The sequence below is a fragment of the Microvirga vignae genome, from assembly GCF_001017175.1.
In the GTDB taxonomy this organism is placed as follows: Bacteria; Pseudomonadota; Alphaproteobacteria; order Rhizobiales; family Beijerinckiaceae; genus Microvirga; species Microvirga vignae.
Map to the genome: position 1 here is coordinate 72,546 of NZ_LCYG01000016.1, position 25,868 is coordinate 98,413.

The window sequence follows — 25,868 nt, forward strand, 5'->3', positions numbered from 1 at the left end:
GCGTTTACGCTGCCATATCGCGATAGGGATCGGCGATGCCAAGGGTGGCGAGCGCCTTCACCTCGAGAGCTTCCATGATTTCCGCCTCCGCCTCGGTTTCGTGGTCGTAACCGAGAAGGTGCAGAACTCCATGGACGATCAAATGGGCAAAATGATGCGCGAGCTCCTTGGATTCCTCCTCGGATTCGCGCACCAGCGTTTCATAAGCTAGAGCAATATCACCCAAATGGCGAGGCCCTGTTGCCCCCGGCTGCTCGGGGGCCGGGAAGGACAGCACGTTGGTGGGCTTGTCCTTGCCCCGCCAGGTGCGGTTCAGTTCCTGGATCTGGGCATCGTCGGTCAGCATCACGCTCGCCTCGAAGTCCCCATCGGCCTCGTAGGTTACGGCCAAAGCGGCCGAAGCGGCCTTCTGGGCGAGGGCCTCCACATCCGGGATTTTCTCCCAGTCGCCCTCCTCGATCATGATGTCGAGCTCGATCACGGTCTCACGTTCCGTTCGCGATACGATTGTTCCTGCGGCGGCTCTTGCTTCGCGGCCTTGTCGTAGGCGGCCACGATGCGGCGCACGAGATCGTGGCGCACCACGTCCGCCTCCTTGAAGGTCACGCGGGAGATGCCCTCGACGCCGTGGAGGATGCGCACGGCCTCGACGAGGCCCGATTTCTGGCCCGGCGGCAGGTCGATCTGCGTCGGGTCGCCGGTGATGATCATGCGCGACCCTTCGCCGAGGCGCGTCAGAAACATCTTCATCTGCATGGACGTGGTGTTCTGCGCCTCGTCCAGCAACACCAGGGAGTTGGTGAGGGTTCGCCCGCGCATGAAGGCGAGCGGCGCGATCTCGATCATGCCGGTCTGCAGGCCACGATCCACGTGGCGGGCCTCCATGAAGTCGTAGAGCGCGTCGTAGATCGGGCGAAGATAGGGATCGACCTTCTCGCGCATGTCGCCGGGCAGGAAGCCGAGGCGCTCGCCCGCTTCCACGGCCGGGCGCGAGATGATGAGGCGATCCACCTGCCCCGCCTCGAGCAGCGAGACGGCATAGCCCACGGCAAGCCACGTCTTCCCGGTGCCGGCAGGGCCTTCGGCAAAGACGAGCTCGTCCTGCTTGAGAGCCTTGATATAGGCGTTCTGCGCCGCGTTGCGGGCGCGTACCACGCCGCGCCGGCGAGTGGCGATATGGTCGAAGGCGGAGAGACCGGGCACTGCGGTTTCCGCATCCGGGAAGAGAGTGCCCTGCAGGGACGATTCCTCGATCGTGCCGTCCACATCGCCGGGGCCGGGGGACGCGCCCTGGCGGGCGCGGTCATAGAGCGTCTCGAGAACGCGCCGGGCGAGTTCCGAGGATTCCGGCGTGCCTTTCACCGTCACCCGATTGCCATTGGCGATGGCGGCCACGTTCAGGCGGCGTTCCAGATGTGCGAGGTTCTGGTCGTACTGCCCGAAAACTAGGCTGGCGAGGCGGTTGTCGTCGAAGGTGAGGATGATTTCGGCCTCTTCCTCGACGCCAGGATGGGAAGTGCTGGAGGGTTGTCCCTTCTGCGCTCGTGCGGTCGCGTTGTCCGCTGGCCTCAAATGCCTCTCCTCTCTTTTCCGCGGCAGAATTGCCGCGAAAGAAACTCTTGTGAGTGGAGAAGGTGTCAGGCCGCGGCCTGGTTGCCGGGCTTCACCACTTCCCCGAACAGGCTGTTCGAGCCTGCCTGCGTGATCCGTACCGTCACGATATCACCGATGTGATGACAGTCGGTCTCGATCTGCACAGCCTGCAGATAGGGCGACTTGCCGGCCATCTGGCCCGGGTGACGACCCGGCTTCTCCAAGAGAACGTCCAGAGTCTGACCAACGGTTCCGCGATTGAAAGCCTGTCTTTGCGTTTCCAACAGGTTTTGGAGACGCGCCAGACGCTCGGCCTTCACGGCTTCGGGAACTTGGAGACCCATCTCGGCCGCAGGCGTTCCGGGGCGGGGGCTGTATTTGAAGGAGAAGGAGCTGGCAAAGCCCACATCGGCCACGAGCCGCATCGTGTCCTCGAACTCCGCATCGGTCTCGCCCGGAAAACCCACGATGAAGTCGGAGGAGAGCGCGAGGTTGGCTTGCGCCTTGCGGATACGCTCGATCAGGCGGCGGTACTCGTCGCCCGTATGCTTGCGGTTCATCTCGTCGAGAATGCGGTTGGAGCCGGATTGCACGGGCAGGTGCAGGTAAGGCATGAGCGCCGGCAGGTCGCGATGGGCGGCGATCAGCTCGTCATCCATGTCGCGCGGATGGCTCGTGGTATAGCGAAGCCTTGCAATGCCGGGGATTTCGGCGAGGCGATGCAGCAGTTTCCCTAAGGACCAGATGGAGCCGTCGGGACCTTCGCCGTGATAGGCGTTCACGTTCTGGCCGATGAGCGTGAGCTCGCGCACGCCCGCATCCGCGAGGCGCAGGGCCTCGTCGACGATCTTGGAAACGGAACGGGAGACTTCCGCGCCGCGGGTATAGGGCACCACGCAGAAGGTGCAGAACTTGTCGCAGCCTTCCTGGATCGTCAGGAAGGACGACACGCCCCGGTTCCGGATCATGGCCTTCGAGGGCTTGGGCAGATGATCGAACTTGTCCTCGATGGGGAACTCGGTGTCGACCACGCGCTCCGAGCGCGCTTTTCTGAGAAGCTCCGGCAGATTGTGGTAGTTCTGCGGGCCCACCACCACGTCGACGGCTGGCGCACGGCGCAGGATCTCCTTGCCCTCGGCCTGAGCGACGCAGCCCGCGACCACAATCTTCGTTTCCTGGCCGTGGGTCTGGCGCTCCTTCTTCAGTTCGCGCACGCGGCCCAGCTCCGAATAGACCTTCTCGGCGGCCTTCTCGCGGATATGGCAGGTGTTGAGGATGACGAGGTCCGCCTCCTCCATGGCCTTGGTCTCAGCATAGCCTTCGGTGGTCAGCATGTCCGCCATGCGCTCGGCGTCATAGACGTTCATCTGGCAGCCATAGGATTTGACGAAAACTTTTTTCACGAGATCGGCCTGTCTGCTTGCAATGCGGGCGGTCAAAGATCGAGCGCCCTTTTAAGCCCTTTGGGCATCAATGAGAATAGCGGCCGTTTGGCTCAAGCGAGAAGGTTTTCGCCGCTGCGCCCTTGCCATCCCGGCGGCCTCAGGCGGAAAGGACACCAAACCGACATTTGCCGACCTGTCGATACGGGGGCGGCATCCGGGGCTCCGCCGTCCAGCAGGTGAATTCATCTTGGCAGAGACACCCAAAAAAGACTTGGCAGAGACACCCAAAAAGACGAGAACGTCTCATCGATAGGAAAAGGATCTGTCATGATTGCCGTGCAGTACCTCGACCAGTTGCTCCTCGTCTATGCAGCCTATGTCATTGCGACCGCGAGCCCCGGACCAAGCAACATGGCGATCATGGGTGTCGCCATGAGCCATGGCCGCGCGCCCGCTTTGGTTCTCGCCGCTGGGATTGTTACCGGATCGCTCTTCTGGGCCATTCTGGCGGCTACCGGTATTTCCACTGTCCTATCGGCTTATGCGGGCGCTCTGGTGGCGCTCAAGATCGCAGGCGGGTTGTATCTGCTGTACCTGGCCTATCGGTCCGCACGGTCGGCTTTGTCGGCGACGGTGCCGCAAACCTTATCCCGTGCTGATGGCTCGCGGGCTGATCATGTCGCCCTCTATCGTCGAGGGGTCTTGCTGCATCTGACCAATCCGAAGGCTATTCTGGCATGGATCGCCATCATGAGTTTAGGGCTAAAGCCTGACGCGGCTCCCTATGCTCTCGCGGCGATCCTGGGCGGGTGTCTTGTGCTGGGTATCATCGTCTTTGGGGGATATGCCCTGATCTTTTCGACAGGCCCCATGGTTTACGCCTATCAGAAAACCAGGCGTTGGATCGAAGGGACGCTGGCCGTCTTCTTCGGGTTTGCGGGACTGCGCCTGCTGTCCGCGAAATAGGGCCGGAGCATGCTGGCCTCCTGTGCCGCAGGCCCACCAATGCACAGTCCGCTCCAGAGAGTTCGAGCCTAAATCGACATTGCTTTAATCCCGGTAGGCGTCCTCGACGGGAGCGGACAGGTCGCGGTCTGCGGCGCGGATTTCGGCGATGATTCTTGCGAAGGACGGGCGCTCGCCGAGCCTCGCATACCAAGAGGCCAGCGACCCGTGCTCCTTCAGGGACGGACCACCCAGACGGCGGGTCCAGAACACCGTCATAAAGACTGAAAGATCCGCCGCGGAGAAGGCTCCACAGAAGAAGTCCTGGGTCCCAAGCCTGCGGTCGAGATCCGCATAATGTCGGCTTAAAACCGCCTCGGCCTCCCGCGCCTTGGCTTCCTTCTCGGTCCAGCGCTGCGGATCGTCGGGCTTGGGTTCGGTCCGGTGCATCAGCGCGCGCAGCGGCACCAGCATGACCTCGTCGGCGAAGAGGTCGAGAAGCCTGCATCGCGCCCGCTCCTTTGCGGCCTTCGGATAAAGCGCGGGATCGGGGTAGGCATCCTCCAGGTACTCGAGGATCAGGGTGGAATCGTAGAGGGTCAGGTCCCCGTCGATGAGGACGGGGACCTGACCTTTCGGATTGGCGGCCAGCACGTCGGGGTGCTTGGGGCTGTAGCCCCTGGTCTGGCTGAAGGCGACCTGGATGCGCTCGAACGGCAGCCCCTTCTCGTGAAGGGCGATCTCGACCTTGCGGGAGAAGAGGCTCAAAGGGCCGGAATAGAGCTTCATAATGGGGCCTTTCATCGTCCGAGCGCCGGCGGCAGGTGATCCTGCCAGGAGGCGGTATTCAAGCCTTCCACATCGGCCCGTGACAATCCGATATCGGCGAGCGACCTGTCATCCATGTTGTACAGGATGCGGGCGCTCCTGCGCCGGTCGAGCCAGGCCTCGTAGCGCAGAAGCAGCTTGAGCAGGGTGCTCTGCCGCTCGCGAGTGACGGTGCTGAACCCAAGATTTACTGCGGTATATCCGGTTGCCATGACGGCCTCCATCAAGGGCCTTTGCAAAGGTGTCTTGCAAAGGTGTTTTGCTGGAGAAAACTCTGCTCCTGTGCTAGCTTCGAAGCAAACGAGAAGTCCTTCACTGTTTCCCAAGCAAAACTTGGGTTGGAACCCGCTGGATCAGCCCATGTCCCGTCGTCGTCTGCCGCCCCTGAACGCCGTGCGCGCCTTCGAGGCTGCGGCCCGCCATCTGAACTTCGAAAAGGCCGGCGACGAAATCGCCGTCACCGCAAGCGCGGTCGGCCAGCAGGTGAAGGCGCTGGAAGCCTGGCTCGGCCGCCCTCTCTTCGTGCGCCAGCCCGCGCGAGGCGTGGCCCTGACGCCTCTCGGCGAGCGCTATGCGGCCTCCCTGTCGGAGGTCCTCGACAAGCTCGACGAGGCGACGGCGCAGGTCCTGCGGCCGAAAACATCCAATGTGATCACCGTCAGCGCCATGCCGAGCCTGGCCTCGAACTGGCTCATTCCGCGACTGGGCGCCTTCCGGGAGCGGCATCCCGAGATCGACGTGCGGGTTTCGGTCTCGATGCGCCTCACCGATTTCGCCCGTGAGGATGTGGACATCGCCATCCGTTTCGGGCGCGGCCATTATCCGGGCCTGCGCACGGAGCTGCTGATGGAGGAATATTTCTTCGCCGTGTGCAGCGCGGCCCTGCTCAAGAATCCCGAGCGGCCGTTGCGCGATCCGGCCGATCTCAAATATCACACGCTGGTGCACGAGGCTGTCGAAGACGTGCCCGACTACACCACCTGGGATCGCTGGCTCGAGGCCGTGGGCGTCGAGGGAATCGACACATCGCGCGGCCCGCGCTTCACCCACACCTATCTCTGCCTGCAGGCGGCGGCTTCGGGCCAGGGCGTTGCTCTCGCCACGAATGTTCTGATCGGCGACTATCTGGATGCAGGCCGTCTCGTCCGGCCCTTCCCGCATCAGGTCAAGGGGGCCTATCAGTATTACATCGTCTGTCCGGAAGCGAATGCGGACAAACCGGCCCTCGCCGCCTTCCGCACATGGCTTCTTGAAGAAGCAAAGGCTCAGGCCGAGGCCGAGGCCGCGAGGCAATAGAGTTCAAGCCGCCTTCAGCGCTCTTCTTACGGCGCGCTCCGCCGCAAGCGTCGCTTCCTTGCGATTGCCGTTGAAGGGGATCGGCTCGCCCCACGTCACCACCACATCGATGGGATGACCCTCGACAAAGAGCGCGAGATGAGGCGCGAGATCCATGTCGCCATACCAGGCGATGAACGGCCGGTCGCGCCGCGTGATCGGCAACCCGTTCCGGCGGGCATAGGAAATCGCGAGCGGCTGCAGAAAAACCTGCTCGACGCTGTCATGCATGAGCGCGGCCTGAGCCGCGCCGACGAGAGAGGAACGGAAGGGAAGGAGCCGGTTGCCGTCACTCGTCGTTCCTTCCGCAAACAGCACGATCACCTCGCCCTTCACGAGCCGATGAGCGAGCGCGTCGTTCACCTCAGCCGTCGCCTTGCGGCGCTGCCGGTCGATGAATACGGAGCGCTGGAGCTTTGCGAGCAGACCGACGACAGGCCAGCCCTCGATCTCTGATTTCGCGATGAAGGAGAGAGGATGCACCGAGCCGATGACGGGGATGTCGAGCCAGGAGACATGGTTCGCGACAACGAGCGTCGGCGCGTCACCGGGCGGCGTGCCCTTCTCGATCACCCGCACATGGAAGAGTTTGAGCAGGAGGCGGTGAAACAGCACCGGCAGATGGTGCACCAGATTCCAGCCGAAACGGATGCCGAGCAATTGCAGCGGCACGAGCACGAGGCTGCAGAGCACCAGCACCAGGAGCTTCAAGCCGACGACGATCTTGGTCACGCCTCGTCCTTGTCGAGCGGCACTGCGTAGAGCTCAAGACGGTGATAGACGACCTTGTAGCCGAGGCGCTTGGCGATCTCGGTCTGCAGCGCCTCGATCTCGTCCGACTGGAACTCGATCACGTCGCCGGTCTCTAAATTGATGAGATGGTCGTGATGCTCGCGTGCCGCCTGCTCGTAGCGGGAGCGGCCGTCGCGGAAATCGAGGCGGTCCAGAATGCCTTCCGTCTCGAAGAGCTTCACCGTGCGATAGACGGTGGAGAGCGAGATGCGATCATCCACCTCCGCAGCGCGCCGGTGCAGTTCCACCACGTCGGGATGATCGGCGGCATTGTCGAGGATCTGCGCGATGATCTTCCGCTGACCCGTCATGCGCAGGCCCTTGTCGCGGCAGGAGCGCTCGATGACCCCTGGGCGACGAAGTTTTCCGGTACTGCTGGTCCGTGCTGACAAGGCTGAAACCTGTTTCCTGCAGATGCTTATACGAGAGTTGTCCGGGAGGGGCTATAGGCCCAGCGCCATGGTGAGCGCCGCCACCCTGCTGCCATCCGCCTTTTGGTAATAGCCTTCGCGCCGCCCGGTCTCCTTGAAGTCGAAGCGCCGGTAGAGGGCGATGGCCGGATCGTTGCCCTCCTCGACCTCCAGATGGACCATCCGCACGCCTCGGCGGGAGAGCTCGTCCAGATGCCGCTCGAGCAGGGGAATGGACAAGCCCTTGCCGCGCGCCTCCGGGGCGATGGCAACGGTGAGGATCTCGGCCTCGTCGAGGACGAGGCGCGACAGCACGAAGCCGATGGGCTTCGGGGCCGATCTGAGAAACAGCCCGTCTCCCACCACGCCGCGCTCGGCGAGCAGCCGCTCGAATTCCAGCGTGCTCCAGGGCCGCGCGAAGGAGGCACCATGGATCGCCGCCATGCGCGAAGCCGCATCGCTGCCCAAGGGATCGATGCGAAAGCCGCCGGGCTTCTTGAAGAGATCGAAGAAGCTCATTGGCGGGCGATACGCGCGCCATCCTGCGGCTTGGCGTCGGGATCGCGAAGATAGAGGGGTTTGGGCAGAGCCTGATTCGGATCGGCGAGGGCACCGAGACGGGCAACCCAGGCGATGTCGGGAGCCTGCTGCACGTCGGTCACATGGGCCTCGACGCCCTGCACGCGCGCTTCCGCAGCCAGCAGCGCCGCAGCCGAGCCGCTGATCACCAGAGGACCCGAGCCCAGCACCCGGATCGCATCGCGATAGCTCATGAGGCTCGGCTGGATGATCGTGCGTCCGCCCGGGGCGATCGCCTGGATGTAGATGTGGCCGTGCTTGGCATCGAGGGCGGCGGTGAAGAGCCCGCGCCGTTCCTTCACCATGAGCGGAGCGAGGAAGGCCGAGAGGGTTGCAACCCCCACCACCGGGATGCCGGCGGCAAGCCCGATGCCACGGGCGGCCGAAATGCCGACGCGCAGACCCGTATAGCTGCCAGGCCCCACCGTCACCGCCACCCGGTCGAGAGTCTCGAAGCCGCCTTCCACTCTGGAGGCGACGCGCTCGATGAGCGGCAGCAGGGCCTCCGCATGGCCGCGCTCCATGAAAAGGGTCTCGGCCGCCAGCGGCTCGGCATCGCCCGCCTGCCAGATACAGGCCGAGCAGGCGCCAAGCGCCGTATCGATGGCAAGAACGCGCAACATTCGCCTCCGTCTGATCGTCAGGCTTCTTTAGAGCATGAAGCGGATGGGAGAAACCCGGTTTCGTGCAGTCCCGTCATCCCGGACGGCGTGAGCCGAACCGGGATCGTGAGACGAATACTTTCTTCGTCATGGCCGCACTTGGTTTACGGCCATCCACGCCTTGGGAACCACTGCGGGTTCAAGACGTGGATCCGCGGCACAAGGCCCGGGATGACGAGGTGGAGTGTGAGACGAAGCGCCAGAGCCTCGACCGTCATCCCGGCCTGCACCCGGATGACACCCGTGGCCTTCACTCGATCCGGCAGAATTCCTCGAACCCAAAGCGCGGCTGGCGGGGATGGAGCTTTTCAGGCAGGCCGTAGCCGAGATTGATGAGGAAGTTGGACTTGGTTTTCCCGTCCGGGAAGAAGGTTCTGTCCACGCCCTCGCGGTCGAAGCCGCCCATGGGACCGCAATCGAGGCCGAACGATCGCGCCGCCACGATGAGGTAGGCGCCCTGCAGGGAGGAACCCTGGAAGGCGGTGCGCTCGATGGCGTCGGGCTTGCCCGCGAACCAGCTGCGCGCATCCTTGCTGTGCGGGGCTAGGAAGCCGAGCTTCTCGTAGAACTCCATGTCCTGCGCCACGATCACGGTGGCTGGCGCGCTCATGGTCTGGCGCACATTGCCCTCGTCGAGATGGGGCTTGAGCTTTTCCTTCGCTTCCGGCGACACCACGAAGACGAAGCGTCCCGGCGAGGAATTGGCGCTGGTCGGGCCCAGCTTGGCGAGATCGGCGATGGCACGCAGGATGTCTTCGGGGATCTTTCGATCCTCCCACCAGCGATGGGTGCGGGCATTGCGGAAGAGCTGGTCGAGGGCGGCATCGGACAGAGGCGGCAAGGCAAGGCTCCAAACAAAAAGCGCGGCATGAAAGCCGCGCTGTTGAATATTTAAGAGTTCTTAAAAACTGATCAAACGGCTTGGACCTCGCGCACATCCGGCAGGAAGTGGCGCAGCAGGTTCTGGATGCCGTGGCGCAGCGTGGCGGTCGAGGAGGGGCAGCCGGAGCAGGCGCCCTTCATGACGAGATAGACCACGCCGTCCTTGAAGCCGCGGAAGGTGATGTCGCCGCCGTCGCCCGCAACCGCCGGGCGGATGCGGGTTTCGAGCAGCTCCTTGATCGTCTCGACCGTGGAGGCATCGGCCGGATCGAAGAACTCCTCGCCATCCTCCTCGACGGCGCCATAGCCGTTCGAGAAGAGCGGCGCGCCGGTCATGAAATGCTCCATGATCGCGCCGAGGATCGCAGGCTTCAGGTGCTGCCACTCACCATCCGCCTTCGTGACGGTGATGAAGTCGTAGCCAAAGAAGACGCCTGTCACGCCCGGCACGGCAAAGAGGCGCTGGGCCAGGGGCGAGAACTCGCCCTGCTCGGGCGTCTTCGCCTCGAAGGTGCCTTCCGGCATCACGACGCGGCCGGGCAGGAACTTCAAGGTGGCGGGATTGGGGGTGGCTTCAGTCTGGATGAACATCGCTTTTTGTCCTCTGGCGCCGGTTCAAGGCCGGCCGAGTGGTGGGCTTAGAATCGTTCTAACAGGTTTCAGGCAAGATGTGGAATGGGGGAGCGAGGATTCCAAGGGGAGAATGAACAACCCGTCATCCCGGGGCTGCGGAGCAGAACCTGGGATCGTTAACAGCCTCGCTCTCCGTCATGGCCGGGCTTGTCCTGGCCATCCACGTCTATAACCGTGACGCTCCAAAGGCGTGGATCCCCGGATCAAGTCCGGGAACGGGGATGACGCTTGAGCATCGTCATGGCGATGGAAGCCCGGTCTGTGCTGGAATGACGTTTGTTCAGCCCGCCAGCGCATCGATTTCCTCGTCGGTCAGGCCGCCGGGCACGATGACGATGGGAACCGGGAAGGTGGAGGCCGCCTTGCCTGCTAGGTTCGTGACCAGGGGGCCCGGACCTTCCTTGCTGCTGCCGGCGGCGAGCACGAGGAAGGACACGTCCTCGTCCTCGTTGATCAGCTTGATGATCTCCTCGGCTCGTTTGCCGACGCGGATCACCTGCTCCGGCTCCACGCCTGCGGCGCTGCGCGCCTCGCGGGCGGCGGCTTCCAAGAGCTTTGCCGCCTCTTCACTGGCTTCCTCGATCATCGCTTCGCCGACGCCGAGCCACTCGAAATCGTCCGGCGGGTCCACCACGGCAAGCATGAGCATGCTCGCCCCGGTGCGGGCGGTGCGGCGCGAGGCGAAATGGACCGCCCTCGCGCATTCCGGCGTCTTGTCGACCACCACCATGAACTTGGGCCGGTGGCCTGTCTCGTAGGATCGGCGCTGGCCGCTCACTGAACGCTCTCCTGCATCAGCCTGGTGCTGCCCTGCCCTTGGAGATAGGGCAGATTCAGCATTTTGCTTTTAGCGCATCGTGAAATGAAATCCGGAAAACCGGAACCACTTTTTAAGCACGATGCTTTAGCGCGAGCGGACGAAGCCGACGATGTCCCTGACCGCGTCCATGGTCTGCGCTGCGATCACACGCGCACGATCCGAGCCGTCGACGAGGATTGCGTCGATATGGCCGGGATCGGCCATGAGGCGGCGCATCTCGCCCGCGATGGGCGCGAGCTTCGTCACCGCCACGTCCACGAGGGCGGCCTTGAAGCCGGAGAACTGCGATCCGCCATGCTCGCGCAGCACGTCTTCCGCCGTGGTGCCGGTGAGCGCGGCATAGATCGAAACCAGGTTCTCCGCCTCGGGGCGGCCCTTCAGGCCGTCGACCTCGGAGGGCAGGGGCTCGGGGTCCGTCTTCGCCTTGCGCACCTTCTGGGCGATGGTGTCCGCATCGTCCGTCAGGTTGATGCGTGAATAATCGGACGGGTCCGACTTCGACATCTTCTTCGAGCCGTCGCGCAGCGACATGACGCGGGTCGCCGGACCTTGAATCATGGGCTCGGTGAGCGGGAAGAAGGCGTCGCCATAGCCGTTGGCCGCGATCGAGGCGGCGTAGTCGTTGTTGAATTTCTGGGCGATGTCGCGGGTCAGCTCGACATGCTGCTTCTGGTCCTCCCCGACCGGCACGTGCGTGGCGCGGTAGGCCAGGATGTCGGCGGCCATCAGGCTCGGATAGGCGTAGAGGCCGAGCGAAGCGTTCTCGCGGTCCTTGCCGGCCTTCTCCTTGAACTGCGTCATGCGGTTCATCCAGCCGATGCGGGCGACGCAGTTGAACACCCAGGCGAGTTCCGCATGCTGCTGCACCTGGCTCTGGTTGAAGATGATACTCTTCTTCGGATCGAGACCGGCGGCAAGATAGGCGGCCGTCACCTCGCGGATCTGGCGCTTCAGGTCGGCGGGGTCCTGCCAGACCGTGATGGCGTGCATGTCGACGACGCAATAGATGCATTCCATCGTCTTCTGGAGTTCGATCCAGCGGATCATTGCGCCAAGATAGTTTCCGAGATGCAGGTTGCCCGTCGGCTGCATGCCTGAGAAAACCAGCTCCTTGAACTGCGCCATCGTCTTGCACTCCCACGCCGGACCGGGTTGGACCCCGGCCCGCGGATGTTTTCAATGTTTCATTGCGGCGCGGTTATGACAGGGCCACGCTACGATGCAAGCCTTTAGAGCCTAGGACGGGAAAAGTGGAGTTGCACTTTTCCCGTCCGAGGCTCCCTTTCTTCAAGCGACACATCGTTCGGTTCCGCACAATGCGCTAGCGGAGCGCGGCCAGATCGTCACGGGTCACGGCGCCCATCAACCATGCCGCGAGGGCATAAAGGGCGAGCCCGCCCAGGCAGAAGGCGGCGAGCGACAGGCTGTGCGTGGGTGCAAGCATCTGCTGAGCTCCCCAGAGCCCCAGGCTCATGAGAGCCGTGCAAAGGGCGATGCGGGTCAGGCGGCCCATGAAGCGTCCATCCGGATGCCACAAGCCGATTCGCTGAAGCTGCCAGGCCATGGCGGCGGCATGAACGAAACAGCCCAGGCTGATGCCGAGAGCGATCCCGACAGGTCCCCAGCGCAGCGCGAGCAGAACGCCACCAACGAGCGTGACAAGGATGCCGAGAAGCGTTCCGGCCATCGTCATGCGCAGGGCGCCGCGTGCGAAAAGAGTCTGGCTCAGCACCTTTCCGGCGGTGGCGAAAGGCAGGCCGAGGCTCAAGCTCGCGAGCACCCCTGCCGTTCCCCGAGTATCGGACGAGAGAAAGGCTCCACGCTCGAAGAGAACATGAGTGATGGGAAAGGAGAGAATCAGCAAAGCCGCGCTGGCCGGCAGAGCGAGCAGCAGCGCCACTTCCAATGCGCGGTGCTGGGCGGCGGTGATGGCTGTCGTTTCCCCCGCATGGTGGTGCCTGGCGAGCCGTGGAAGCAGCACGCTCGATCCGACCGCCGCCATCAGGCCCAGCGGCAGCTGCATCACCCTCTCGGCGTAGTAGAGCCAGGAGATGCCGGAGGGCCAGAATGAGGCTACCTGCGTTCCCACCAGAATGAAAAGCTGAACCGCGCCGCTCGCGGCAAGCGCGGGAAAGCCCGCCAGCAGCAGCCTCTTGAGCCCTGAGGACCAGCGCGGCTTGCGAAAACGCACGAGTTTTTCCCCACTCTGCCTCAGCGCCGCCAGCACGATGAAAAGCTGGATGAAGCCTGCCAGACTCGAAATGCCCGAAAGCCATGCGGCCTTCTCATCGAGAGGAAGCGCGAAGACGGTTTCGAGCGCCACGAGCGCCAGGATCAATCCGACATTCACCGCAAGCGGCGCGAAGGCCGTCGCCCCATAGCGTCCGCGCATGTTAAGGATGGCTGCGGCAACCGAGGAGAGCGTCACCGCAACGACAATGGGAAAGGACAGGCGCGTGTAAAGCGCGACTAACGTCAGCGTCTGTCCGTCGTCGTGCAGGCCCGGCGCGAGGAGAAGCGCGACAGGGCCCGCAGCCATCTCCACCGTGGCGGTGAGCCCGAGAAGCGCCAGCGCGAAAATGCTGATCACGTCGCCGGCCACGGAGGCGGCCTCGTCCGGCTTCAGCCGGCTCAGATGCGGCACGAGGGCCGGATTGAGCCCGCCCTCGCCCACGATGCGCCGGACGAGGTTCGGCAGGCGAAAGGCCGTGAGAAATGCATCCGCCGCAGGGCCCGCGCCCAAGGCCTGCGCGAACAGCATGTCCCGGGCAAAGCCCAGAATGCGCGAGGCGATGGAGCCGAGGCCGACCAGAAGGGAGGAGCGGATGAGCGACATGGATCATGTCGCGCTTAAACCTTTCCGCCGAGATTGTCTAAGAAATGGTGATGTCAGAGAGCCAACGCCATTCTTTCCCCTCCCCACCCATCTCGGACAGGCCCGAGATCCATGAGGAAGGAAGAGAGCGCTTTAGCCTCTCGCCCGCGCAATCGCCTCGCGCTTCTGGGCGAGCGTCATGCCGCCGACATAGGATTCCGTGCCGACGAGGAAGGAGGGTGTGGCGGAAAAGCCGAGCGAGTCGCCGAGCTTGAAGGCGTCCTTCATCCACTGCGTGGTGCGCTCGGAATTCGCCGCTTCCTCCAGGCGCTTGAGATCGCCGCCGAGACGCTCGATTTCCTTCAGGGCCCGCTCGCCGTCGACCGCCCCTTTAAGCCTGAACAGGGCAAGATGCAGGGCCAAGTAGGCTTCAGGACCGTAGAGCTGGAAGTAAGCCAGCGCTGCCTTGGTGGCCGTGACGGACGGGATGCCGAGTACGGCGAAATTCACCAGCACGTAGGTCAGATCCGGCTCCGCCTTCAGAAGTGCGGGGAGGTCCGCCGCCGACTTCCTGCACCAAGGGCAGTTGTAGTCGAAATATTCGATCATGATCACGTCGCCATGCTGGTGCCCGAGCTTCACGGCAGCATTCAAGGCCATCGTGTCCTCGACGAGTTCGATCGGAACCAACTGCCCTTCCGGCGCGGGTTGGGCTGAAGCGGATCGGGTGAAGGCAGGAACGCTGGCGCTGGAGGCGGCGAGGCCGGCCAGAAGGGTGCGGCGGGACAGGATCATGGAACAAGGCTCTCTTGAAGGAGAGCCTCTGGTGCCGTTTGATCATGTCGGGAGCAAGGCCAGGCTTTGCTCCCTCATGCAGTTGTGAAGGCTCGAGCATCGGACCCATAAGTGGATTTGCACTTTTGGGATCGATCCGATGCTCATTCTTGAGAGGAGCGCATCGTTGATGCGGAAAACCGGGGCCACTTTCCGCTGACGCGGCCCTTCGGGTCCGCACGATGCGCTAACCCTCTTCGCCCGTCACGCCGGCGGCGTCCTGGGCCTTGAGCACTTCCGGACGCGGCATCGAGATGATGTTGTAGCCGGAATCCACGAAGTGGATCTCGCCGGTCACGCCGCTGGAAAGGTCGGAGAGGAGATAGAGGGCCGAACCGCCGATCTCCTCGATGGTCACCGTGCGGCGTAAGGGAGCATGCGCCTTCTGGTAGGTGAACATGAGGCGCGCATCGCCGATGCCGGCGCCCGCCAGCGTGCGGACCGGGCCTGCCGAGATCGCGTTGCAGCGGATTCCTTTGGGTCCGAGATCGGACGCGATGTAGCGCATGGACGCTTCGAGCGCCGCCTTCGCCACACCCATCACGTTGTAGTTCGGCATCACGCGGGTGGAGCCGCCATAGGTGAGGGTGAGCAGCGAACCGCCGTTCTTCATGCGCTTGGCGGCGCGCTGAGCCACTTCCGTGAAGGAGAAGCAGGAGATCACCATGGTGCGCGAGAAGTTCTCGCGGGTGGTGACTTCCGTGTAGGAGCCCTTCAGCTGCGACTTGTCGGAGAAGCCGATGGCGTGGACCACGAAGTCGATGGATTCCCAACGCTTGTCGATGGCATCGAAGGCGGCGTCCACGGAGGGCAGATCCTCCACGTCGCAGGGGATCACGAGGTCCGAGCCCAGCGACTGCGCCAGCGGCGTCACGCGCTTGCCGAGCGCCTCGCCCTGATAGGTGAAGGCGAGTTCAGCGCCGTGCTCCGCCAAAACCTTGGCGATGCCCCAGGCGATGGAATGATCGTTCGCGACGCCCATGATGAGGCCGCGCTTTCCTTGCATCAGACCGGTCATGAGGGTCCCCCTATAAGTCGGCTCTATGTTGCGATGCCGATCGTTAGCAAACCGTGCATCGTGAGCCTTGGTCTTGATATCAATGAGCGTGTCCATGCGAGGTCCCCGTTGGAAATTCGGGACATCGCACGGCGTTGTCTCAGGTTTATGACGTCTTACCCGTTGTAGCGGCCGAAGACGAGTGTGGCATTGGTGCCGCCGAAGCCGAACGAGTTCGAGAGGACCGTGTCGAGCTTGGCATTGTCGATGCGCTTGCGGACGATATTCATGTCCGCGAAGGCCGGATCGATCTCGTCGATATGGGCGCTTTCGCAGATGAAGCCGTTCTGCATCATCAGGAGCGAGTAGATCGCCTCCTGCACGCCGGTCGCGCCGAGCGAGTGACCGGTGAGCGACTTCGTGGCCGAAATCGGCGGGCACTTGTCGCCCGAGCCGAACACCTCGCGAATCGCCTCGATCTCCTTCTGGTCGCCGACCGGGGTCGAGGTGGCGTGCGGGTTGATGTAGTCGACCGGGTTGTGCACGTCCTTTAGCGCCATGCGCATGCAGCGCACCGCGCCCTCGCCCGACGGAGCCACCATGTCGTAGCCGTCGGAAGTCATGCCGTAGCCGACGATCTCGCCGTAGATCTTGGCACCGCGGGCCTTGGCGTGCTCCAACTCCTCCAGCACCAGAACGCCCGCGCCGCCGGCGATCACGAAGCCGTCGCGGTTGGTGTCATAGGCGCGCGAGGCGCGGGACGGGGTGTCGTTGTACTTGGTGGACATGGCGCCCATGGCATCGAAGAGGTTGGACAGGGACCAGTCCAGATCCTCGCAGCCGCCGGCGAACATCACGTCCTGCTTGCCGTACTGGATCATCTCGTAGGCGTTGCCGACGCAGTGGTTGGAGGTCGCGCAGGCCGAGGAGATGGAATAGTTCACTCCCTTGATCTTGAACCAAGTCGCGAGAGTCGCCGATGCGGTCGAGGACATGGCCTTGGGCACGGCGAACGGGCCGATGCGCTTGGGGCCCTTGTCGCGGGTGATGTCGGCGGCCTCGATGATGGTGCGGGTGGAGGGTCCGCCCGAGCCCATGATGATGCCGGTGCGCTCGTTGGAGATGTCGCTCTCCTCGAGCCCTGAATCGCGAATCGCCTGGTCCATGGCCACGTGATTCCAGGCCGAGCCGCGGCCGTGGAAGCGCATGGCGCGGCGGTCGACGAGCGAGTCCACGTCGATCTGCGGGGCGCCGTGGACTTGGCAGCGGAAGCCGTATTTCTCGTAATCCTCGGCCTTCGCAATGCCGGACTTCGCTTCGCGCAAAGAGGCCAGCACCTCCTGCGTGTTGTTGCCGATGGACGAAACGATGCCCATTCCGGTGACGACGACGCGTCTCATAGCCTACCTCTTCATCGGATTTTGGATGCCAGCCTTCATGTGCAAACAGGTAAGGCTGGATCGGCTCAATCTCAACCGCGAGCCTGCGGGCGGATCGGGAAACGATCCATCAAACTCGATGACCCCGCCGCACGCGGCAGGGCCGGTTTTTCGAAAAGATCATGTTTTGTCAACATGATGGATATGTTTGGCCGATCCTTAGGGCATCGGACGAGAAAAGTGGAATGCACTTTTGGGATTCAATCCGATGCTCCCTTCCTCAAGCAGCGCATCGTTTGGTGCGGAAAACCGGATCCACTTTTCCGCACGATGCGCTAGCCGCCGACCGGGGTCTCCGCCTGGAACAGGCCGACACGCATGTCCTTGGCCTCGTAGATCCGGCGTCCGTCGGCTTCGAGCCAGCCATCGGCGATCCCGAGCACCAGCTTCGAGCGGAAGACGCGCTTGAGTTCCACGCCGTAGACCACCTTCTTCACGGTGGGCAGAACCTGATCGGAGAATTTCACCTCGCCGACGCCGAGCGCGCGGCCACGTCCGGGCGAGCCGCCCCAGCCCAGGAAGAAGCCGGTCAGCTGCCAGAGAGCGTCCAGGCCAAGGCAGCCCGGCATCACCGGATCGCCTGCGAAGTGGCAGGGGAAGAACCAGAGGTCCGGGCGGATATCGAGTTCGGCGCGCACATGGCCTTTACCGTATTCGCCGCCCTCTTCCGAGATGGAGGTGATGCGGTCGAACATCAGCATGGGAGGCAGCGGCAGCTGGGCGTTGCCGGGGCCGAACAATTCTCCGCGCCCGCAGGCAAGGAGCTCTTCGTAATTAAAGCTGGACTGGCGGGCCATGCCGGGTGCCGATCCTTTCATCGTCGTCTCAAAAGCGGCCCCAGGATGCCCGGGGCCTTCAATGCGGGCTCTGGTAGCACAGGCTTGGCCATCCATCAAAGGGACCCGGGCACGAGAGCAGCAATTCTTTTGCCGCCTCCTAAGGAACACTCCTTAAGCGCGACCGCGGATCACCTTGCGGCGACCCCCTCGCTTTCCTATGATTGTGATGATAGAAGCGCTCGTTCCCGCAAACAGTTCCGACGATGACCGATCCTTTGTCCGCCTATATCGAGTCCACCACGGCTCCGGCCCACCGGAGGGGGTGCCCCCTGTCCGAGCTGCGCGACAAGCTCCGCCGCGTCGGCCTGCGCCCCACCCGTCAGCGCGTCTCGCTGGGCTGGCTCCTGTTCGGCAAGGGTGACCGCCATATCACGGCCGAGATGCTCTTCGACGAGGCGAGCCGCGCCCGCGTTCCGGTGTCTCTCGCCACCGTCTACAATACCCTGCACCAGTTCACGGAAGCCGGCCTCCTCCGTCAGCTCGCCGTCGACGGCTCCAAGGCCTATTTCGACACCAACCCCACCGAGCACCACCATTTCTTCCTGGAGGATGCGGGCGAACTCGTGGACATGCCCGACACCGCCGCCGTGAGCGTGGCCGACCTGCCCGAACCGCCCGAGGGCATGGAAGTCGCCGGCGTCGAGGTGATCGTGCGCCTGCGCCGCAAGTCCGCTTAACAAATCATCCGAGCAGAGTTCTAAAGCATCGGATCCAAAAGGGGACTTGCACTTTTGGATCCGATGCTTCCTGCTTTGATGAGTGCATCGTTTGAGCGAAAAATCGGGTCCACTTTTCCGCACGATGCGCTAAAAGCGGCAGCCTGGATTTTTTCTCATGCCGCTCACACACTCTCTCGTCGCCGTTCTGGTCACCATCATCTGGGGCTTGAGCTTCGTCGTCATCAAGCTCGGGGTCGGCTCCATGCCACCCCTACTGCTTTGCGCCCTGCGCTTCTTCTTCGCCGCCCTTCCGGCCGTCTTCTTCGTTCCGCGACCCAGGGCATCCTTCGGGAATGTGGTGGCCTACGGATTCTTCCTCGGCGTCGCCCAGTTCGGCCTGCTTTTTGCCGCCATCGCCTTCGGCATGCCGGCGAGCCTCGCCTCCCTCGTCATGCAGGCCCAGGTATTCTTCACGATCCTGTTTGCTGCCCTTTTCATGGCCGAGCGGCCCGGTCCTCACCAGATTGTGGGCGGCCTCATCGGTTTCACGGGCCTCGTGATCATCGCCGTCCCGCGGCTTTCCGGGAGTGGCGCGGTGCCGTTCCTCATGACCGTGGCCGCCGCCGCCTCCTGGGGCGTGGCCAACATCGTCTCCAAGCGCGCTGGCCGGGTCGACATGCTGGGCTACATCGTCTGGACGAGCCTCGTCGCGCCCCTGCCGCTGCTGGGCCTTTCCCTTCTGCTCGATGGTCCGGACAGGGTCGTCTCGGCGCTGATGAGCATGGATGCCGGCACTTGGGGCGCGGTCGCCTATCTCGCCTATCCCACCACAATCTTCGCCTTCGGGATCTGGGCCTACCTGCTCTCCCGCCATCCGGCGGCGACCGTGACGCCCTACGCCCTTCTCGTGCCGGTCGCGGGCATCCTCGGCTCATCCCTCGTCCTGGGCGAGGCCATGCGGCCCATCGAGGCCCTCGGCGGTGCCGTGATCGTGGCAGGCTTGGCGCTGAATGTGTTCGGGGTCCGGCTCCTGAACCGCAGGAGAGCCGCTTGAAGATCAGCGCAGCACGCCGAAACCCACCAGCGCGTAAGCGATCAGGAAGACCGCAACGAAGATGCTGAGGAAGCGCGGTGCTACGATGGAGGCGATGCCCAGGATCAGGGCGAGGATCGGAAGGAGCTTGAAGCTCAGATTGATGGACATGGAATCGAACCCGGAAAACAACGGATGATACCTCGTTACCTACGTGGCCATTCCTTGATAAATCGGAAAGCTTCAAATCCCGCGGTGATCCCGGGTCCTTATTCGATCTGTTCGTTGGGATAGACGCCCCAGAGCTTTTCCTGTTGCACATAGCCGTCGAGATCGCGCGCACCGTCGATCGCGATCATGACACGGCACCATTTGCCGTCGCAGGCCTTCACGTTGGTGATCACGCCCGGCTGCATCTGGGCGATGACGCCCGCTTTTTCATCCGCCCGGTCGAGCAGGCTGATCGGCGGCTCACCCTTCTTGGCCCAGGGCATCACGAGGGCCGTGCGCCGGCCTGACAGGAGGGAGTGCAGCACCCAGCCTTCCGTGCCTTCCGAATCGCGAATGCGCCGCCAGGTTTCGTATTCGGCAATGATCTCGACAGGCAGGCCCGCACGCTGGAACACCCAGGCGGTCCTGTGGTCCTTGGAGGGGCCTTCGCGCAGGTTCACGCGGTCGGTCTTGAGGCTCACGTAGCGGGGAACCGGCAGGCCGGTGCCGAGGCGCCCTCCGGGGGGCTGCTGCTGCGCCAGAGCCGGCACTGCGCTGACCATAAAGGCGGCAATGGCGACGACGATCTTGCGCATGGAACCCCTCTCGGCGACTTTGTGTCTGCTCAAGCCTCTGATAGAGAAGCTTGGCCACCGCCGCCACGCGGCGGCTCGTCGCCATTAGTTGCCGAGACAGGGTTAAGGGAGCGTGAAAACCTCACCTCGACCCAGCCGTTTTCATGCGGGGGATCGCTTAAAGCCGATGAAAAAGAGACCTGTCGTCGTCGTTACCCGCCGTCTGCCCGACGTGATCGAAACGCGCCTGCGCGAATTGTTCGATACCCGTCTCAACCTCGAGGACAAGCCTCTCTCCCGCGAGGAGCTGACGGAGGCGGTTCGCACGGCGGATGTTCTCGTGCCCACCATCACGGATGAGATCGATGCCGCGCTGCTCGAACAGGCAGGCCCGAATCTCAGGCTCATCGCGAATTTCGGCAACGGCGTCGACAATATCGACGTGGCGGCGGCCGTCGCGAAGGGCATCACGGTCACCAACACGCCGGGCGTGCTGACCGAGGACACGGCGGACATGACCATGGCGCTGATCCTCGCCGTCGCCCGCCGCATCACGGAAGGTGCCAAGGTGATCCCGGAGGGAGATTGGGTCGGCTGGTCGCCCACCTGGATGCTGGGGCGCCGCATTACCGGCAAGCGGCTCGGCATCGTCGGCATGGGCCGCATCGGCCAGGCGCTCGCCCGCCGCGCCAGGGCTTTCGGCCTGTCGATCCACTATCACAATCGCCGCCATGTTCCGCCGAAGGTCGAGGCGGAGCTTGAGGCGACCTATTGGGAATCCCTCGATCAGATGCTGGCGCGCATGGACATCGTGTCCGTGAACTGTCCGCACACGCCCGCCACCTATCACCTGCTCTCGGCGCGGCGCCTGAAGCTCATGAAGCCCGACGCGATCCTCGTGAACACGGCGCGCGGCGAGATCATCGACGAAGCGGCGCTCACCAAGCTCATCGAATCCGGCGCCATCGCGGGTGCGGGCCTCGACGTGTTCGAGGAGGAGCCCGCGGTCAATCCGCGCCTCGTGAAACTCGCCAAGCAAGGCAAGGTGGTGCTCCTGCCGCATATGGGCTCGGCCACGCACGAGGGCCGCATCGCCATGGGCGAGAAGGTGATCGTCAACATCAAGGCCTTCATCGACGGCCACAGGCCGCCGGATCGTGTGCTGCCGAGCATGGTGTGATGCGCGAAGGGGAGAACCCTCTGTCATATAACATATGTGAGTGCGGGCTTGGGCGTGGAGCGGCCAGAAGGGTTTTTCATTCCTCGATGAAAAGCCTTCATGCCCAACCCCCTCGTTCTCAAGCTCGAACAGCGCGACCGGCTCTCGGATGACGAGAAGCGGGTTCTCGAAAGCGCGATCTCGCGCGTTCGGGTGGTCGAGGCCGATGAGGATATCGTGCACGAGGGCGAAACGCCTTCCGAAAGCAGCCTGCTCCTCGACGGATTTGCTGCACGCTACAAGATCTTTTCCAATGGTCGCCGGCAGATCACGGCGATCCATGTCGCCGGCGACTTCGTCGATCTTCATAGCTTTCTCTTGAAGACCATGGATCACGGCGTGCTGGCGCTCACGCCCTGCCGCGTTGCCGTGGTGCCGCATGCGGCGCTCGAGAAGATCACTGCCGATCATCCGCATCTCACGCGTCTGCTGTGGCTCAACACGCTCATCGATGGTGCGATCCATCGCGAATGGCTCACCGCCATGGGGCGCCTCTCGGCCACCGCCCATATGGCGCATTTCATCTGCGAGCTTTTCCTGCGCCTGGAAACGGTCGGCCGGACCGATGGCGCCACGATCCATTTGCCGCTCACGCAAGCCGAACTCGGCGATACCCTCGGGCTTTCGACAGTGCATGTGAATCGCGTGCTGCAGGAACTGCGGAAAGAAGGTCTGATCCGGTGGCAGGGCGATGCCCTGACGATCCTCGATTGGGAGCGCTTGGAAAAAGTGGGCGAGTTCACCCCGACTTATCTCAATCTCCAGCACGAGCACCGATAGATGCCGGGGCAGTCGACGCCAAACATCAGCCTTCAGCCCGTCTCCGTCATGAGCGATGGCGGCAGCCACGAGGGACGTCTCGTCTTTTCCGGCAGCGATCTCGTGGCGGTCTTCGCCAAGATCTCGGCGGAAGAGAATGCCGGCGGACGAAGCGGAAGGGGCGGCTGGTTCCTGGAAGCGGGCTTTGGCCCCTGCGGCATTCTCATGACCCACCAGCCATCGGTCTTTCCGACCCTGGAAGAAGCCATCGCCTGGGTGCGCGAGCGGCTGAAATCGGGACTGGCCTCATCGTGAGGCTTTGAGGCGCTCGGCGATTTCACCAGCTGCCCGTTCGCCTTCTTCCCAGGCTCCCCCGGCCGTGCCCCATTGGGTGCGCGAGAGCGCCTCGCCCGCAAACCAGATCCGCCCAGCCACAGGGGCCTTGAGGCTATCGCGAATGGGGGCAAGCCCCGGCGGGATCACGGCCCAGGAGGCCCGCGACCAGGGATCGTTGCGCCACGTCGTGGCATGCATGACGCTTAAGTTTCGCAGAGCCCGATGCCCGAAATGCTCGGTCAGAATCTCCCGTGCGAACCGCGCCGGCGCGTGGACGTCGCGCCGGTCGAAGTGCATCGCATGGGGCTGGTCGAGCTCGAAGAAATGGAAGGGCGTGTTGTCGATGCGCGTGAGAAGGCCGGGCGGCGAACGGTGCGTGCCAATGAGCGTCGCGAGCCGGTCGGGGCCTTTGAAAGGAGCATCCGGCCAATGCAGAATCACGTGCTCATACACACCTCGGGTAAAGCCGTGAATCGCCTCTCGCACCTCGTCCGGCAAGGCGGGCGCGAAGCGGATCGCATCCGCTTGAAGCACGGTCATTGGTGTGGTGACGATGGCAGCCTTCGCCCGAAGCGTGCCGACGGAGCTATCGACCTGCACGCCCTGTCCCGACCAGTCGATGGCGTGAACAGCGGCATTGAGGCGGATCGGCAGGTCCTTCCCGAGCCGCCCCACGTAATCCCCGAGCCCGCCCGCGATAAACAGGTTGTCCGCGTATTCCATGCTTGGAAAGTCGTGCAGGCTCACCTCATCGAGCGGCCGGCCTGAGACAAGGCCGTGAATGTCGGACACTCGATGCCCCAGTGGCCCCATGCCCGGCGGCAGGGACTTGGCGGCGGGCTGGTCCTCCCTCGCCTTTGCGGCTTGCGTCATCGCCCGGTCGGCCATGGCAAAGGCCCGGTCGAGAGCGACCGATTGCGCGCGGCTTCCCGGCTTGCCGCGCACATAAAAGTGCCCCTCCGTCGGTGCGCGGCGTAAGGGCTCGCCCCGCTCGAACCCGAGCTTCACCAGGGGATTGATGGGACCGGCATGAAGCCAATGGGCACCAAGATCCACCGGGTGCCCTTTGAAGGATCGTGTGACGGTGCGCCCGCCGATGCGGTTGCGCGCTTCCAGCACGGTAACAGTAAGGCCGGAGGCGAGAAGCCGCCGCGCTGCGCCGATGCCGGCGCTGCCCGCGCCGACGATCACAACGTCGGGTTCCTGAGAAAGGATGATGGCAGAAGAGCTGTCGAGCGGCACGGATTCCCTCATCCCCTCGCGATTCGAGAGGTTCGTTCATAAGTAAAGGCCACGCCTGCCGCTGACGAGGCGCCACAGCCTCTAAGAAAGAACTGCCTCAATGAAAGACGAGACATGCTGATCCAGACGGTCATTGCCGCAGCCCGCGATGTTTTCTCGCCGGCGCTTCGGCGCATCTTATGGAAGTCCATCGGCCTGACCATCGCGCTGCTGGCGCTGGTATGGGTTGTCCTGACGCGCCTGCTCGACACCTTTCTTTCGACTCACGACCTAAGTGCGAGCTATCCGATCCTCGACAGCTTCGCATTCTTTCTCGCAGGCTTCGGCCTTTTCCTCGGGCTGTTCTATCTGCTCCCCGCCGTCTCGGCGATCGTGGCGGGTTACTTCCTCGACGATGTGGCCGAAATCGTCGAGCGCAAACACTATCCCGCCGATCTGCCGGGCCAGGCTCTGCCCTTCGGAAAGGCCATTCTCTATGGCCTGCGCTTCGGTGCTCTGTCGCTGGCGGTGAACCTCGTCGCCCTGCTCCTGCTCTTCGTGCCGGGCATCAATATCGGCGTGTTCTTCATCGCCAACGCCTATCTGCTCAGCCGCGAATATTTCGAGCTGGCGGCAGGCCGTTTCTGGAGTCCTGAAGAGGTCAAGCTCCTGCGCTACGAGCATCGGGGGACGGTGCTCGCGGCGGGCGCGGTTCTGGCGGGTCTCGTTCTCGTGCCGATCCTGAACCTCGTCACCCCGATCTTTGGAGCGGCGATGATGGTTCACCTGCACAAGGGCTTAATGGCTCGACGGCTGGCCGACGGCCGGGCCGGAAGCCCGCTCCGGGTGGAAGTCGGACGTCGCGCCTCCTGACTTCGCAGCCAAAAGGTCCGGCGTCGTGGGCGCAGCGTTGCGCTTGAGGTCGAACTGGCCGGTCTTGCGGAAGCGGATGAGATAGGACGGCACGATGGCCTCGATGGTGGTGGGCGTGATGCCCAGGCCCTGGAGGGTGCGGCCTTCAGCGATGGCGGCTTCCGACACCACGTTGTCCTTCTCGAGCAGGATCGCCTGGTCGCGGGTCGTGACGATCTCGCGCGGCAGCAGGCCGAGAGTGAGCTTGTCGAGCCCGCCCATGACCGTGCCCTGGAAGCGGGTCACCGCGTTCGGCACGGGCACGATCACGCGCTTGCGCTCGATGACCTCGCAGACGAACTCCATCATCTGGCGCATGGTGCGGATCTCGGGGCCGCCGAGCTCATAGGTGCCCGGCCTCACCGCGCCGTCGACCGCACGCGCGATGGCCTCGGCGACGTCGCCCACATAGACCGGTTGGAAGCGGGTGTCGCAGCCCGGCAGCGGCAGCACCGGCAGCATGCGGGCGAGCGACGCGAAACGGTTGAAGGAATTGTCGCCCGGCCCGAACATGACGGAGGGACGCAGGATCACCGCATCCGGCCGGACCTTCAGAAGGTTCTCCTCCCCGGCGGCCTTGGAGCGGGCATAGGCCGATTCGGAATTGGCATCGGCGCCGATGGCCGAGACATGGATGAAGGATACGGCCCTCCTGGCGGCCTCCGCGATCAGGGCAGGGGCTTGCGCCTGAAGCGTGTCGAAGCGCTGGCGGCCGCCTTCCTGCAGGATGCCGACGAGATTGATGACATGGTCGGCTCGCGCCACCGCATGGGCGATCGAGTCGGGATAGCGCACATTGGCCTGGATCGCGTGGACCTGCCCCACTTTGCCCATGGGGAAGAAGCTCGCCCGGTTCGGCTGGCGGGTGGCCACGAGCACGCGGTAGCCGCGCTTGGCCAGAAGGCTCACCACATAGCGGCCGAGAAAGCCCGATCCGCCGAAGACCGTGACAATTTGCTGCTCAGGCGTGCGAAGCGCACCGATCATGAAAAGCCTCCTGTCCGCCAAGACTTGCAAAGGACTTGCAAGGGGAGCTTGGGGGTGAATTTGGAATGTCTCTAGTCAAACGCCGCCCCCCTGTGAAGGGGCGTCGCACCAAGAAAGCGCACGAACCGCATTTTCAGTGATTGACGCGAAGCTCCAAGCACCTTAAACG

30 protein-coding genes are annotated in these 25,868 nt (G+C 63.6%); 8 read left to right on the plus strand and 22 right to left on the minus strand.

All coding sequences use genetic code 11. From position 1 onward, the window contains the following. Positions 1-4: 4 nt before the first annotated feature. The 3 genes from ybeY to miaB all read right to left on the minus strand — a co-directional run bounded on the left by ybeY (position 5) and on the right by miaB (position 2,996). Entirely contained in the window at positions 5-463 is a 459-nt protein-coding gene (gene ybeY, locus AA309_RS05210) for an rRNA maturation RNase YbeY (RefSeq protein ID WP_047188179.1), read from the minus strand. Positions 464-477: 14 nt separating this feature from the next. Then, on the minus strand, positions 478-1,572 hold the full coding sequence (locus tag AA309_RS05215; protein WP_047187938.1) for a PhoH family protein: 1,095 nt from the start codon (positions 1,570-1,572) through the stop codon (positions 478-480). Between the two features lie 65 nt (positions 1,573-1,637). Further along, the gene (miaB, locus tag AA309_RS05220) at positions 1,638-2,996 is read right to left on the minus strand and encodes a tRNA (N6-isopentenyl adenosine(37)-C2)-methylthiotransferase MiaB (RefSeq protein WP_047188180.1); all 1,359 of its coding nucleotides are present in this window, start codon (positions 2,994-2,996) and stop codon (positions 1,638-1,640) included. A 309-nt stretch (positions 2,997-3,305) separates the two neighbouring features. On the opposite strand from miaB, the gene AA309_RS05225 reads away from it, so the two are divergent. Beyond that, complete coding sequence (locus AA309_RS05225) at positions 3,306-3,944, plus strand: LysE family translocator (protein ID WP_047187939.1); 639 nt, start codon at positions 3,306-3,308, stop codon at positions 3,942-3,944. Positions 3,945-4,028: 84 nt separating this feature from the next. Here the strand turns inward: AA309_RS05225 and AA309_RS05230 are convergent, their stop codons facing one another. Then, positions 4,029-4,727: a glutathione S-transferase family protein gene (locus AA309_RS05230; protein ID WP_244470264.1), complete on the minus strand. Its 699-nt coding sequence runs from the start codon at positions 4,725-4,727 to the stop codon at positions 4,029-4,031. Further along, positions 4,724-4,963: a DUF1127 domain-containing protein gene (locus AA309_RS05235; protein WP_160310403.1), complete on the minus strand. Its 240-nt coding sequence runs from the start codon at positions 4,961-4,963 to the stop codon at positions 4,724-4,726. Before AA309_RS05235 ends, AA309_RS05230 begins: the two co-directional genes overlap by 4 nt. Positions 4,964-5,111: 148 nt before the next feature. Here AA309_RS05235 and AA309_RS05240 point away from each other — a divergent pair, with 148 nt between their 5' ends. Beyond that, on the plus strand, positions 5,112-6,047 hold the full coding sequence (locus AA309_RS05240; RefSeq protein WP_047187942.1) for a transcriptional regulator GcvA: 936 nt from the start codon (positions 5,112-5,114) through the stop codon (positions 6,045-6,047). A 3-nt stretch (positions 6,048-6,050) separates the two neighbouring features. Here the strand turns inward: AA309_RS05240 and olsA are convergent, their stop codons facing one another. The 13 genes from olsA to fabA form a co-directional block, all read right to left on the minus strand. Continuing rightward, positions 6,051-6,818, minus strand: coding sequence for a lyso-ornithine lipid O-acyltransferase (olsA, locus tag AA309_RS05245; RefSeq protein WP_047187943.1), 768 nt, complete (start codon positions 6,816-6,818; stop codon positions 6,051-6,053). Continuing rightward, complete coding sequence (locus AA309_RS05250; RefSeq protein ID WP_047188181.1) at positions 6,815-7,189, minus strand: Fur family transcriptional regulator; 375 nt, start codon at positions 7,187-7,189, stop codon at positions 6,815-6,817. Before AA309_RS05250 ends, olsA begins: the two co-directional genes overlap by 4 nt. Positions 7,190-7,321: 132 nt before the next feature. Continuing rightward, positions 7,322-7,807 carry a GNAT family N-acetyltransferase gene (locus tag AA309_RS05255; protein ID WP_047187944.1) on the minus strand — a complete coding sequence of 162 codons (486 nt, stop codon included), beginning with the start codon at positions 7,805-7,807 and terminating at the stop codon, positions 7,322-7,324. Further along, the gene (gene tsaB, locus AA309_RS05260; protein ID WP_047188182.1) at positions 7,804-8,487 is read right to left on the minus strand and encodes a tRNA (adenosine(37)-N6)-threonylcarbamoyltransferase complex dimerization subunit type 1 TsaB; all 684 of its coding nucleotides are present in this window, start codon (positions 8,485-8,487) and stop codon (positions 7,804-7,806) included. Before tsaB ends, AA309_RS05255 begins: the two co-directional genes overlap by 4 nt. A 292-nt stretch (positions 8,488-8,779) precedes the next feature. Next, positions 8,780-9,370: a malonic semialdehyde reductase gene (locus AA309_RS05265; protein ID WP_047187945.1), complete on the minus strand. Its 591-nt coding sequence runs from the start codon at positions 9,368-9,370 to the stop codon at positions 8,780-8,782. A gap of 71 nt (positions 9,371-9,441) precedes the next feature. Next, a complete protein-coding gene (locus tag AA309_RS05270; protein ID WP_047187946.1) occupies positions 9,442-10,002 on the minus strand; it encodes a NifU family protein in 561 nt (186 codons plus the stop codon). 322 nt (positions 10,003-10,324) lie between these two features. After that, a complete protein-coding gene (locus tag AA309_RS05275) occupies positions 10,325-10,774 on the minus strand; it encodes a universal stress protein (RefSeq protein WP_047188183.1) in 450 nt (149 codons plus the stop codon). Between the two features lie 174 nt (positions 10,775-10,948). After that, complete coding sequence (gene trpS, locus AA309_RS05280) at positions 10,949-11,989, minus strand: tryptophan--tRNA ligase (RefSeq protein WP_047187947.1); 1,041 nt, start codon at positions 11,987-11,989, stop codon at positions 10,949-10,951. A gap of 196 nt (positions 11,990-12,185) precedes the next feature. Next, entirely contained in the window at positions 12,186-13,700 is a 1,515-nt protein-coding gene (gene murJ / locus AA309_RS05285; RefSeq protein ID WP_047187948.1) for a murein biosynthesis integral membrane protein MurJ, read from the minus strand. Between the two features lie 132 nt (positions 13,701-13,832). Beyond that, entirely contained in the window at positions 13,833-14,474 is a 642-nt protein-coding gene (locus tag AA309_RS05290) for a thioredoxin domain-containing protein (RefSeq protein ID WP_047187949.1), read from the minus strand. 226 nt (positions 14,475-14,700) lie between these two features. After that, positions 14,701-15,531 (minus strand): enoyl-ACP reductase FabI, encoded by an 831-nt coding sequence (gene fabI / locus AA309_RS05295; protein WP_047188184.1) that lies wholly within the window; start codon positions 15,529-15,531, stop codon positions 14,701-14,703. A gap of 155 nt (positions 15,532-15,686) precedes the next feature. Continuing rightward, positions 15,687-16,910: a beta-ketoacyl-ACP synthase I gene (fabB, locus tag AA309_RS05300; protein WP_047187950.1), complete on the minus strand. Its 1,224-nt coding sequence runs from the start codon at positions 16,908-16,910 to the stop codon at positions 15,687-15,689. Between the two features lie 314 nt (positions 16,911-17,224). Next, entirely contained in the window at positions 17,225-17,746 is a 522-nt protein-coding gene (gene fabA, locus AA309_RS05305) for a 3-hydroxyacyl-[acyl-carrier-protein] dehydratase FabA (RefSeq protein WP_084730911.1), read from the minus strand. Positions 17,747-17,991: 245 nt separating this feature from the next. On the opposite strand from fabA, the gene irr reads away from it, so the two are divergent. After that, positions 17,992-18,465 (plus strand): Fur family transcriptional regulator Irr, encoded by a 474-nt coding sequence (gene irr / locus AA309_RS05310; RefSeq protein ID WP_047187952.1) that lies wholly within the window; start codon positions 17,992-17,994, stop codon positions 18,463-18,465. A gap of 157 nt (positions 18,466-18,622) precedes the next feature. Further along, positions 18,623-19,501 (plus strand): EamA family transporter, encoded by an 879-nt coding sequence (locus tag AA309_RS05315; protein ID WP_047187953.1) that lies wholly within the window; start codon positions 18,623-18,625, stop codon positions 19,499-19,501. 3 nt (positions 19,502-19,504) lie between these two features. On the opposite strand, the gene AA309_RS32865 is transcribed toward AA309_RS05315, so the two are convergent. Both AA309_RS32865 and AA309_RS05320 read right to left on the minus strand, forming a co-directional pair. Beyond that, entirely contained in the window at positions 19,505-19,651 is a 147-nt protein-coding gene (locus AA309_RS32865) for a DUF3096 domain-containing protein (RefSeq protein WP_084730881.1), read from the minus strand. A 98-nt stretch (positions 19,652-19,749) separates the two neighbouring features. Next, complete coding sequence (locus AA309_RS05320) at positions 19,750-20,286, minus strand: SH3 domain-containing protein (protein WP_047187954.1); 537 nt, start codon at positions 20,284-20,286, stop codon at positions 19,750-19,752. A gap of 166 nt (positions 20,287-20,452) precedes the next feature. On the opposite strand from AA309_RS05320, the gene AA309_RS05325 reads away from it, so the two are divergent. The 3 genes from AA309_RS05325 to AA309_RS05335 all read left to right on the plus strand — a co-directional run bounded on the left by AA309_RS05325 (position 20,453) and on the right by AA309_RS05335 (position 22,558). Further along, positions 20,453-21,445: a 2-hydroxyacid dehydrogenase gene (locus AA309_RS05325; RefSeq protein WP_047187955.1), complete on the plus strand. Its 993-nt coding sequence runs from the start codon at positions 20,453-20,455 to the stop codon at positions 21,443-21,445. A 99-nt stretch (positions 21,446-21,544) separates the two neighbouring features. Continuing rightward, positions 21,545-22,264, plus strand: a complete 720-nt coding sequence (locus AA309_RS05330) for a Crp/Fnr family transcriptional regulator (RefSeq protein WP_047187956.1) — start codon at positions 21,545-21,547, stop codon at positions 22,262-22,264. After that, a complete protein-coding gene (locus tag AA309_RS05335) occupies positions 22,265-22,558 on the plus strand; it encodes a hypothetical protein (RefSeq protein WP_047187957.1) in 294 nt (97 codons plus the stop codon). Here AA309_RS05335 and AA309_RS05340 read toward each other — a convergent pair. After that, on the minus strand, positions 22,550-23,821 hold the full coding sequence (locus AA309_RS05340; RefSeq protein WP_342027929.1) for a flavin monoamine oxidase family protein: 1,272 nt from the start codon (positions 23,819-23,821) through the stop codon (positions 22,550-22,552). The two genes, AA309_RS05335 and AA309_RS05340, sit on opposite strands and share 9 nt — an antisense overlap. A 114-nt stretch (positions 23,822-23,935) precedes the next feature. On the opposite strand from AA309_RS05340, the gene AA309_RS05345 reads away from it, so the two are divergent. Further along, positions 23,936-24,673 (plus strand): sulfate transporter family protein, encoded by a 738-nt coding sequence (locus AA309_RS05345; protein ID WP_047187959.1) that lies wholly within the window; start codon positions 23,936-23,938, stop codon positions 24,671-24,673. Here AA309_RS05345 and AA309_RS05350 read toward each other — a convergent pair. Continuing rightward, the gene (locus AA309_RS05350) at positions 24,599-25,699 is read right to left on the minus strand and encodes a complex I NDUFA9 subunit family protein (RefSeq protein ID WP_047187960.1); all 1,101 of its coding nucleotides are present in this window, start codon (positions 25,697-25,699) and stop codon (positions 24,599-24,601) included. The two genes, AA309_RS05345 and AA309_RS05350, sit on opposite strands and share 75 nt — an antisense overlap. Positions 25,700-25,868 lie beyond the last annotated feature (169 nt).